Here is an 8,291-nt window from a genome sequence, read left to right as displayed (position 1 = left end):
TTGCCGGGGTGATCGCTCCCGGCCTTCCCGCCGGTCCGTCCGAAGCGATCATCCTCGCCGACGACAGCGTGCATGGCGGGCTAGCCGCGCTCGACCTCCTCATCGAGGCGGAGCACGGACCGGACTCATCGGCCTACCTGGTGACACACAGCCGCCGCGTGGCCGAGGAGGCATTGGCCGCCCTGCCCGAGCACTGGGCGCGCATGACCGAGCAGCGGGTAGCGTTTTCCACCGCGGTGCTGACCGGCGCCTCTGGCGGCATCGTCCTGGCGGCGGCGATCGAGGAGAGCTACCGCTTCATCAACGACTATGCACCGGAGCATTTGGAGATACTCTCCAACGATCCCTTCGCACACCTTGGCCACATCACCGAAGCCGCCGAGATCTTGATGGGGCCGCACACGCCAGTCTCGATCGGCAATTTCGGGTTAGGCCCCAACGCCGTCCTGCCGACCAGCCGCTGGGCGCGTACCTGGGGCCCGCTCTCGGTCACGGATTTCGTCAAGCGTTCTTCCATCGGCTACGTGACGGCGGCGGCCTATCCGGAATTCGCGCGCCATGCCCGCACGCTTGCCCGCTACGAAGGCTTCTCCTCGCATGAACACGCCGTCTCCGACGTGCGCGACCGATATCTGGTGCGGTAGCGACGATGAAGGCTGCCAGACTCCACGCGGCGGGCGATTTGCGGGTGGAGGATGTCCCGTCTCCCGGCGAACCCGCGCCTGGCTGGGTGCGGCTCAAAGTGGCGGCTGCCGGCATCTGCGGCTCGGACCTCCACAACTTCCGCACCGGTCAGTGGATCAGCCGCGCGCCGAGCGTCGCCGGGCATGAGTTCGCCGGCGAGGTGACAGCCGTGGGCGCCGGCGTGTCCCAGTTGGCCTGCGGAGATCGGGTCGTCGCCGATTCGCGTTTCTGGTGCGGCGAATGTCCTGCTTGCCGGGCCGGCCTGCATAATGTCTGTGCCAGACTGGGCTTTGTAGGCGAGGTTTGCGACGGCGGCTTCGCGGAAGAGACGGAGCTGCCCGCGCGGCTGCTCCTGCGCCACGACCCGGCGCTCGATCCCGCAATCGCCGCCATGGCGGAGCCGCTGGCGGTCGCCCTGCACGCCGTCCGGCGACTGTCGGCGCCGGCCGGGGTGCCGGTACTTATCGCCGGTTGCGGCCCGATCGGCGGGCTGGCTGCGCTGCTCCTGTCGCGGCACGGTGAGAGGCCGGTCCTGGTCGCCGACCGCAATGCGGCGCGTGCGGATCTTGTGGCCGAGGTGAGCGGCGCGACCGTCGTCGACCTGGACGCCGTGCCCTGTGATCCCAATTTGCGCCATGCCATCGACGCGACGGGAAACGTGGCGGTGATGGCGCAACTGCTCGAGCTCCTGGCCGGGGGTGGCACGCTGGCGCTGGTCGGCATATCGCATGGCCGCCTCGATCTCGACCCCAACCTCCTGGTCGAACGCGAGATCGCGCTTGTCGGTTGCCACGCCTTCGCCGACGAGCTTGCGCCGGCCGTCGCGATGCTTGGTGATCTCGCCCCCGCGCTGTCGCGCTTCGTGTCCGAAGAGATCGTGATCGGCGAGATTCCCGCCGCCTACCAGCGCCTGATCGCAGGCACGAGCGGCGGGTTGAAGACCATCATCCGAATGGAGAGAGGATGATGATCAGGCTTCCCGAAACCGCCGGGCCCCTCTACGAAAAGGTCAAGGACTACGTGCTCGGCAACATCGGCAGCGGCAAATGGCCGAAGGACCGCAGGCTGCCTTCCGAAAACGAGCTGGTCAGCACGCTTGGCGTCTCGCGGATGACTGTGCACCGGGCGCTGAGGGAACTGACCTCGGAAGGCCACCTCCTGCGCATCCAGGGCGTAGGCACCTTCGTGGCGCCGCCGAAACCGCAATCGGCCCTCATCGAAATCAGGAACATTGCCGGCGAGATCGCCGCGCGCGGCGCACGCCACAGGGCCGAGGTCGTCGTCCTCGAGAAGATCCGCAACCCGGCGCTGGACCTCATTGTCGCCTTCGAGTTCACGCGCTGCAGACCGGTCGCCCATTCGATCATCGTGCATTTCGAAGACGAGGTGCCTGTCCAGCTCGAGGAGCGCTTTGTCAATCCGGCTCTCGCACCGGACTACCATCGGCAAAATTTCGTTGCGACCACCACCTACGACTATCTGCAGCGGGCGACGCCGCTGACGGAAGTGGAGCACGTGATCTCGGCCGTCGCCGCAGAAGAGATGGCGGCCCGCCATCTGATGATTCGGCCCGGCGACCCCTGCCTGCTCCTGCATCGGCGGACCTGGTCGGGCGCGGCGGTCGCGACCGTCAACAATCTCACCTATGTCGGCAGCCGCTATTCGCTTGGCAGCCGCTACGCGCCCTCACCCGCCGCATAGCAGCAACGGCCCGCCAAGCGGGTGGGCAGCGTCATCGGCCCAACGGCTGCCTTGATAGGGAAATCAGTTCTGCCTCGTCGATCACGCCGGCCATGTAGTTGGCAATAATGCGAGACGCGAGCGCCTCACGCTGACCAGTCGATTGACTTTCAAGCTTGAGGTGTTCGAACGTTCGAGCCAGCAGAGCCAACTCGGATGGATCAAAAATACCAGCTTCCTCAGCTTTTCGACGGATCGCCATGGCTTCCTCAAAGACGATGACTTGTCTTTGCAACGTTTCCCGCGACATTGTGTTCCTGGAGGCGCTCAAGACCAGCTTGGCCGCGCGCGCCCTTGCTAGCCATCAGCTGACAGCGGCTAACCCCAGCGGCCGCTAGCCGGCCTGCGCTAAGAGCGCACCACCAGAGGCACCAGCCCTTCATGGCGATGGTCGAGATAGCACACAACGCGGTCGCCAATGCGCTCGAAGATGAGATCGACTTTCGCCTGGCCGATGGCGAGATGGCGGATAACAATGTTGTCGATACCGATCGGCAGCCGCGGGCGTTCCACAGTGATCTCGCGTTTCCAGCCGTCGACCCGGATGCCCAGGCAGGCCTGCAGCATCATGAACGCGGAGCCTGCCGACCATGCCTGCGGCAGACATGCGACCGGGTAGGCCACCGGTGAATCGCTCGCCGCGCGCGTAAAGCCGCAAAACAGCTCCGGCAGGCGCATGTTGAAACGGACCGCCGCTTCGAACATACCGCTCATCAGCTTCACGACGCTGTCGCGCTCGTGATAGCGGGCGAGCCCGGAGGCGCAGAGTGCGGTGTCGTGCGGCCAGATCGAGCCATTATGATATGACATAGGGTTGAATGGGATCTCGTCGTCGGCCAGTGTGCGAACGCCCCAACCGCTATGGAGATGACCAGAGAGCAGCTGGGTGGCGACTGACTGAGCCCGTTCCGCCGCCGGCAGCCCGACATAAAGCAGGTGACCGGCATTGGACGTGCGAACCGCGCATTGCTTGCCTTGTCCGTCGATTGCCAAAGCATAGAAATCGCGGTCCGGCATCCAGAAATGCGTCTCCACTGCCTGACGGATCCTCTCTGCCAGGGCGCTCCAGTGCGCCGCCTTTGCGTCGTCGCCCCGCCTGGCGGCCAGCGCCGCCATCCCTTGATATGCGGCGAAGGCATAACCTTGCACCTCAACCAATGCGATCGGTCCTTTGGGGATCGTGCCGTCGGCATGGAAGACGGCATCGGAACTGTCCTTCCAGCCTTGGTTGAACAGACCCGTGTCGGCCGCCCTGTTGTAGGTTACAAAGCCATCCCCGTTGCGGGCTCCGACCTCTTCCATCCACGCAGTGGCAGCGCCCAGGGAGTTCCACATGCGATCGACGAACGCCTCGTCTCCGGTGCGATCGGCGTAGGACGAAGCCAGGTAGACATAGAGTGGCGTGGTGTCGACGCCGCCATAGTAGCGGCCGAACGGCAGTTCGCGCAGCACGGCCATTTCCCCCTTGCGGGTTTCATGCATGATTTTGCCAGGCTCGGCATCGTCGAATACAGAGGTCTCGGTCGATTGATAGTGGGCAAGGAAGGCCAGGACCCCTCGAGCAAGGCCCGGATTGAGCCAAAGCATCTGCAAGGCGGAAATGACGCCGTCGCGGCCGAAAGCCGTCGAAAACCAAGGGATGCCGGCATACGGGTATGGCCCGGTCTCCAGATCGGTCGTCAGCAGCGCGATGTCGGCGCGCGTGCGTGTCAACCAGTCATTGAACACGCGCCCGGAGCTGAAGACGGTGGCGCCCTGCCGGCGCTTTGAGCGCATGGCGAAGCGGGCTCGCGCAGCGGCCGCGCGAAAGCGGTCGCTGGAAGGGGTTTCTTCGCTGTGGCCGACCTCCAGGTACAATGCTCTGCTGTCACGCTTTGCCACGACAATGAGGAAATCGGCGTGATCGGGGTGCACCTGATCGGGCTTGATCGAGAATGCGATGGCCGATTGACGAGCCACATTATCGAGGCCTTCATATCGGAACGTTACGCTCGCCTCGCCGACCAGTGCGTCATGCGCGCGACCGCGGCGGCTACGCATAGTGCCGCGCACCTCGAACATGTCACGGAAATCGGCGTCGAAGTCGAGCCGGACCGGCAGAACCACCTCGCGCGCGGAGTAGTTGGTGAACTTGATGCGTTCGAACATGCGGTCCTGCCAGATGAACCGCGTCCGATCGACGTGGACGACGCCCGGCAATGCTTCGCTGCCATTCGGCCCGATAGTGGCTAGATTGGTGAGATTGGCGGTGAATAGGATGTTGTCCTGCGACAGCGAGGCGCCGAGCAGCGACGGCATCCGGCCGCCAATGAACAGACGGAAGCGCGACAATACACGCGTGTCGTCGCGGAAAAGCCCGTCGCCGGTGCCGCGTATGTCGCCGTAGCTGTCTGCGACGACGAAGCAATCCTCGTGTTTCAGCGCAAATTGCCGATGCGGCTCGCGCGGTGCCGTTTCGTCGATTGCCGGCAGCGCCACGGCTGGATCAATCTTACGGTCTTCGAGTTGAGTGGTCATGGAACCCCTCCCGTTCAGAAGCAAACAAAGCGGCTCAGGCGCTGATCCGGGCAGCCGAGCCGTCGCCTTGCTCGGTCAGGTAGACATAGTCATCATTGCGGCATTTTTAGCGCGCTTGCTTTGAGAACCAAATGCTTTCGTTATGACGTCCGAGAGCGAGCCATAGATCGCCACGTAGTCGCGGCACATGCGCTCAACCGTGAATCGCTCTTCAAAAGTCCGTCGCACCCGTGCACGATCGATGCCGTTTATCCGCCGTACCGCGTCCACAGCTCCGTCGAGCGTGTCGACGATCAACCCGGACACACCATCGTCGATGACCTCCGGAACGGCGCCGCGTCTAAACGCTATCACAGGCGTGCCACAGGCCATCGCCTCAATGGTTACGAGTCCGAAGGGTTCCGGCCAGTCAATAGGGAACAAAAGCGCTGCCGCATTGCCCAAAAAGTCTGCTTTTTGCCGTTCGTCGATCTCGCCGATGAATTCCACGTTGGAATTTCGAAGCACCTTGGGTTCGACCCTCTCTTTCCAATATGATTGGTCTACCTTGTCGATCTTGGCGGCAATCTTCAGCGGCATTCCGGTACGCGCTGCGATTTCAATCGCTGTTTCCGGCCCCTTTTCCGGTGAGATGCGGCCGAGGAAGGCGAGATAGCCCGAGGCTTTCGGCCGAAAAGGGAGAAGATCGCGAGGCAGACCGTGATACACCGTTCCGATCCAATGGACAGGCGGCATGGGCCAGCGTTGATCGTAAGAAATCGAAACCAGCGGAATGTCATCAAACATCGCATAAAGCTGCGCCAAATCCGGGAGGTCGAGCCGTCCATGAAGTGTCGTAACGGTTCGCTCGGCAAAGTCCCGGACTACGGGGAAGTGGAGAATATCGATGTGAAAATGCAGCACGTCGAATTCATCGGCCCGCCTGCGCACCTGTTCAAGCATCATCACGTGCTGGGGAATATCGTGCCGGACCCTGGGATTCAGGCGCAATGCAATATCGCAACACGGTACCAATTCCGCAGAGGTGCGTGAATCACCGCTGGCGAACAAGGTTACATCATGCCCCTGCCGAACAAGCTCCTCAGTCAGATATGAAACTATTCGCTCGGTCCCGCCATAGGTCCGCGGCGGCACGGCTTCGGTAAGGGGGGCGATCTGGGCAATTTTCATCTGCAACACTTCTCGAAAGTGAAGGTCACCCTTCAAAAAGCTCCGACGGCAATCCCCTTCCTCGCGTTCATTGCGGTGCGGTCCTCCTCGCCAACTCTCGAAGCGCCGATATGTTCCCGGCGGGAACAATCGCCGAGTCAGGGGAGTTCAAGCAGATGGACCAAAAGGAGAACCAGGATGGTTACGAAGCTTCAGGACACAAAAGCCGTCAAGGGATCGAGCGACGAGCATGGCGGCAACCGCGGCGGCAATCAGGAGAAGAAGGACAAGCCGCAAAAGAGCAGCCAGGCTGCCGGCAAGGATCCAAACCGCGGCGAGGACTGAACGATGCCTGCCCCGCAGGCGGACCGTAATGGCTGCGATCCCCGACCATCGATAGGAGTGACACCATGACAAAGACCAGCTCGTTTACGAAAGCCGAGCATCCTGTATCGGGAAAGAGGGCAAGCGGCAGCGACAAGGCCAAGGAACCGGCCAAGGGCGGCGCCCAAGCCAGGAACGCCCAGGAATGGGGCGGCGGATCGAAAGCGTCGAAGGGCAAGATCACCCGGGCAGACCGGGAAAACTCCAACTCGAGCCAGCGCAGCTAAGCTTTTGCATTTATCTAACTCAGTCGCCGCGGATTTCGAACTGCTTGGACGGGATGGGTTCGGATTGGGGTGGTTCGGATTACAGGCCCATCTCGCCTGTCGTCTGCCCCTTCGACGTTGCAATTCGAAAATGATCGAAGGCCCCGTGCCAGAGCGCCGGCAATTGCGGCCTTGACGCGATGTGCATTAGGTCGTTTGTTGCGGGCGGGAGTGCCACGGGAGGAAACCATGGAAGTCACCCTGGGGGCGGATAGCCTCGCAGCGCGGTTCCACGTTTTCACGCCAATGACCGGCGAAGGCTCCCGCGCATGAATTCCGGAGCGATCCTCGAAGCCGCGGGATTGACTAAGGAATTTGGGGGTTTCGTCGCTGTCAGCAATGTCAACCTGACAGTCGAGCGAGGATCAATCCACGCGCTGATCGGGCCCAACGGCGCAGGCAAGACGACCCTCTTTAACTTGCTGACCAAATTCCTCCAGCCGACGCGCGGCACGATCCGCTACCAAGGCCGCGACATCACCAGGATGCAGCCGGCCGACATCGCGCGGCTGGGCCTTGTGCGCTCCTTCCAGATATCGGCGGTGTTTCCGCACATGACGGCACTCGAGAATGTCCGCATCGCGCTGCAGCGCCGGCGCGGCGACAGTTTCGATTTCTGGCGTTCCGAGAAAGTGCTCTCCAAGCTCAATAGCGAGGGTGCGGCTCTTCTCGCCGATGTCGGCCTGACCGAGTTTTCGGATATCCGCGCCAGCGATCTGTCCTACGGCCGCAAACGCGCGCTTGAGATCGCGACGACGCTGGCGCTGAACCCTGAGATGCTGCTCCTCGACGAGCCTATGGCCGGCATGGCGCAAGAAGACATCGAGCGCATCTCGGCGCTGATCCGGCGCATCTCCAAGAACCGCACCGTTTTGATGGTTGAGCATAATCTTTCGGTCGTAGCCTCGCTGTCGAACCGCATCACCGTGCTCGCGCGCGGCAAAGTCCTCGCCGAAGGCGACTATGCTGCGGTTTCCAAGGATCCGCGCGTTATAGAAGCCTATATCGGGGCCGGACATGTCTGAAGTTGAACTGACGAGCAGGCCGGCTCCTGTCCCCTCGGCGAAACCGCTGCTGCGCGTCGATGGCCTGCAGGGTTGGTACGGCGAGAGCCATGTGCTTCACGGCGTGAGTTTCGAGATTGGCGAAGGCGAAGTGGTGACGCTGCTCGGCCGCAACGGCGCCGGCAAGACGACGACGCTGAAGGCAGTCATGGGCATCCTTTCCAGGCGCTCGGGCTCGGTCACCTATGACGGCCGCGATACGATCAAGCTGCCGTCGCGGTTGATCGCACAGATGGGCATCGCCTACTGCCCAGAGGAACGCGCGATCTTTTCCAGCCTTTCGGTCGAGGAGAATTTGATGCTGCCGCCGCAGGTGCGCCCCGGTGGGCTCAGCGTCGAGCAGATTTTCGAGCTTTTCCCGAACCTGAAGGAGCGGCTTTCGAGCCAAGGCACCAAGCTTTCGGGCGGCGAACAGCAGATGCTCGCCATCGGCCGGATCTTGCGGACGGGTGCGAAGCTTTTGCTGCTCGATGAGCCGACCGAAGGG

The 8,291-nt window shown here is 62.6% G+C and carries 10 protein-coding genes; 7 read left to right on the top strand and 3 right to left on the bottom strand.

Going from position 1 to position 8,291, the window contains the following annotated elements:
- The 3 genes from EOA85_RS20135 to hutC form a co-directional block, all read left to right on the top strand.
- A partial coding sequence (locus tag EOA85_RS20135; protein ID WP_206523331.1) for a histidinol dehydrogenase occupies positions 1 to 644 on the top strand: 644 nt, incomplete at its 5' end.
- Positions 645 to 649: 5 nt separating this feature from the next.
- Complete coding sequence (locus EOA85_RS20130; protein ID WP_127210906.1) at positions 650 to 1,651, top strand: alcohol dehydrogenase catalytic domain-containing protein; 1,002 nt, start codon at positions 650 to 652, stop codon at positions 1,649 to 1,651.
- Positions 1,651 to 2,385, top strand: a complete 735-nt coding sequence (gene hutC, locus EOA85_RS20125; RefSeq protein ID WP_127210907.1) for a histidine utilization repressor — start codon at positions 1,651 to 1,653, stop codon at positions 2,383 to 2,385. The genes EOA85_RS20130 and hutC overlap by 1 nt, the downstream gene beginning before the upstream one ends.
- 31 nt (positions 2,386 to 2,416) lie before the next feature.
- Here the strand turns inward: hutC and EOA85_RS20120 are convergent, their stop codons facing one another.
- From EOA85_RS20120 to EOA85_RS20110, 3 genes are all read right to left on the bottom strand, one after another.
- A complete protein-coding gene (locus EOA85_RS20120) occupies positions 2,417 to 2,626 on the bottom strand; it encodes a hypothetical protein (RefSeq protein WP_095519958.1) in 210 nt (69 codons plus the stop codon).
- 146 nt (positions 2,627 to 2,772) lie between these two features.
- On the bottom strand, positions 2,773 to 4,941 hold the full coding sequence (locus tag EOA85_RS20115) for an amylo-alpha-1,6-glucosidase (protein ID WP_127210905.1): 2,169 nt from the start codon (positions 4,939 to 4,941) through the stop codon (positions 2,773 to 2,775).
- A 75-nt stretch (positions 4,942 to 5,016) separates the two neighbouring features.
- A complete protein-coding gene (locus tag EOA85_RS20110) occupies positions 5,017 to 6,111 on the bottom strand; it encodes a glycosyltransferase family 4 protein (RefSeq protein WP_127210904.1) in 1,095 nt (364 codons plus the stop codon).
- A 177-nt stretch (positions 6,112 to 6,288) separates the two neighbouring features.
- Here EOA85_RS20110 and EOA85_RS37605 point away from each other — a divergent pair, with 177 nt between their 5' ends.
- From EOA85_RS37605 to EOA85_RS20095, 4 genes are all read left to right on the top strand, one after another.
- Positions 6,289 to 6,435, top strand: a complete 147-nt coding sequence (locus EOA85_RS37605) for a hypothetical protein (protein ID WP_164759765.1) — start codon at positions 6,289 to 6,291, stop codon at positions 6,433 to 6,435.
- Positions 6,436 to 6,500: 65 nt separating this feature from the next.
- The gene (locus tag EOA85_RS20105) at positions 6,501 to 6,701 is read left to right on the top strand and encodes a hypothetical protein (RefSeq protein WP_127210903.1); all 201 of its coding nucleotides are present in this window, start codon (positions 6,501 to 6,503) and stop codon (positions 6,699 to 6,701) included.
- Between the two features lie 308 nt (positions 6,702 to 7,009).
- Positions 7,010 to 7,765 (top strand): ABC transporter ATP-binding protein, encoded by a 756-nt coding sequence (locus tag EOA85_RS20100; protein WP_127210902.1) that lies wholly within the window; start codon positions 7,010 to 7,012, stop codon positions 7,763 to 7,765.
- Positions 7,758 to 8,291 (top strand): ABC transporter ATP-binding protein (locus EOA85_RS20095; protein ID WP_164759764.1); only part of this gene is annotated, 534 nt, incomplete at its 3' end. The genes EOA85_RS20100 and EOA85_RS20095, both read left to right, overlap by 8 nt.

The organism is Mesorhizobium sp. M5C.F.Ca.IN.020.29.1.1 (assembly GCF_003997375.1).
In the GTDB taxonomy this organism is placed as follows: domain Bacteria; phylum Pseudomonadota; class Alphaproteobacteria; order Rhizobiales; family Rhizobiaceae; genus Mesorhizobium; species Mesorhizobium wenxiniae.
Note: the sequence above shows the minus strand (reverse complement) of the source record. Positions and strands in the feature narration are given on the sequence as shown.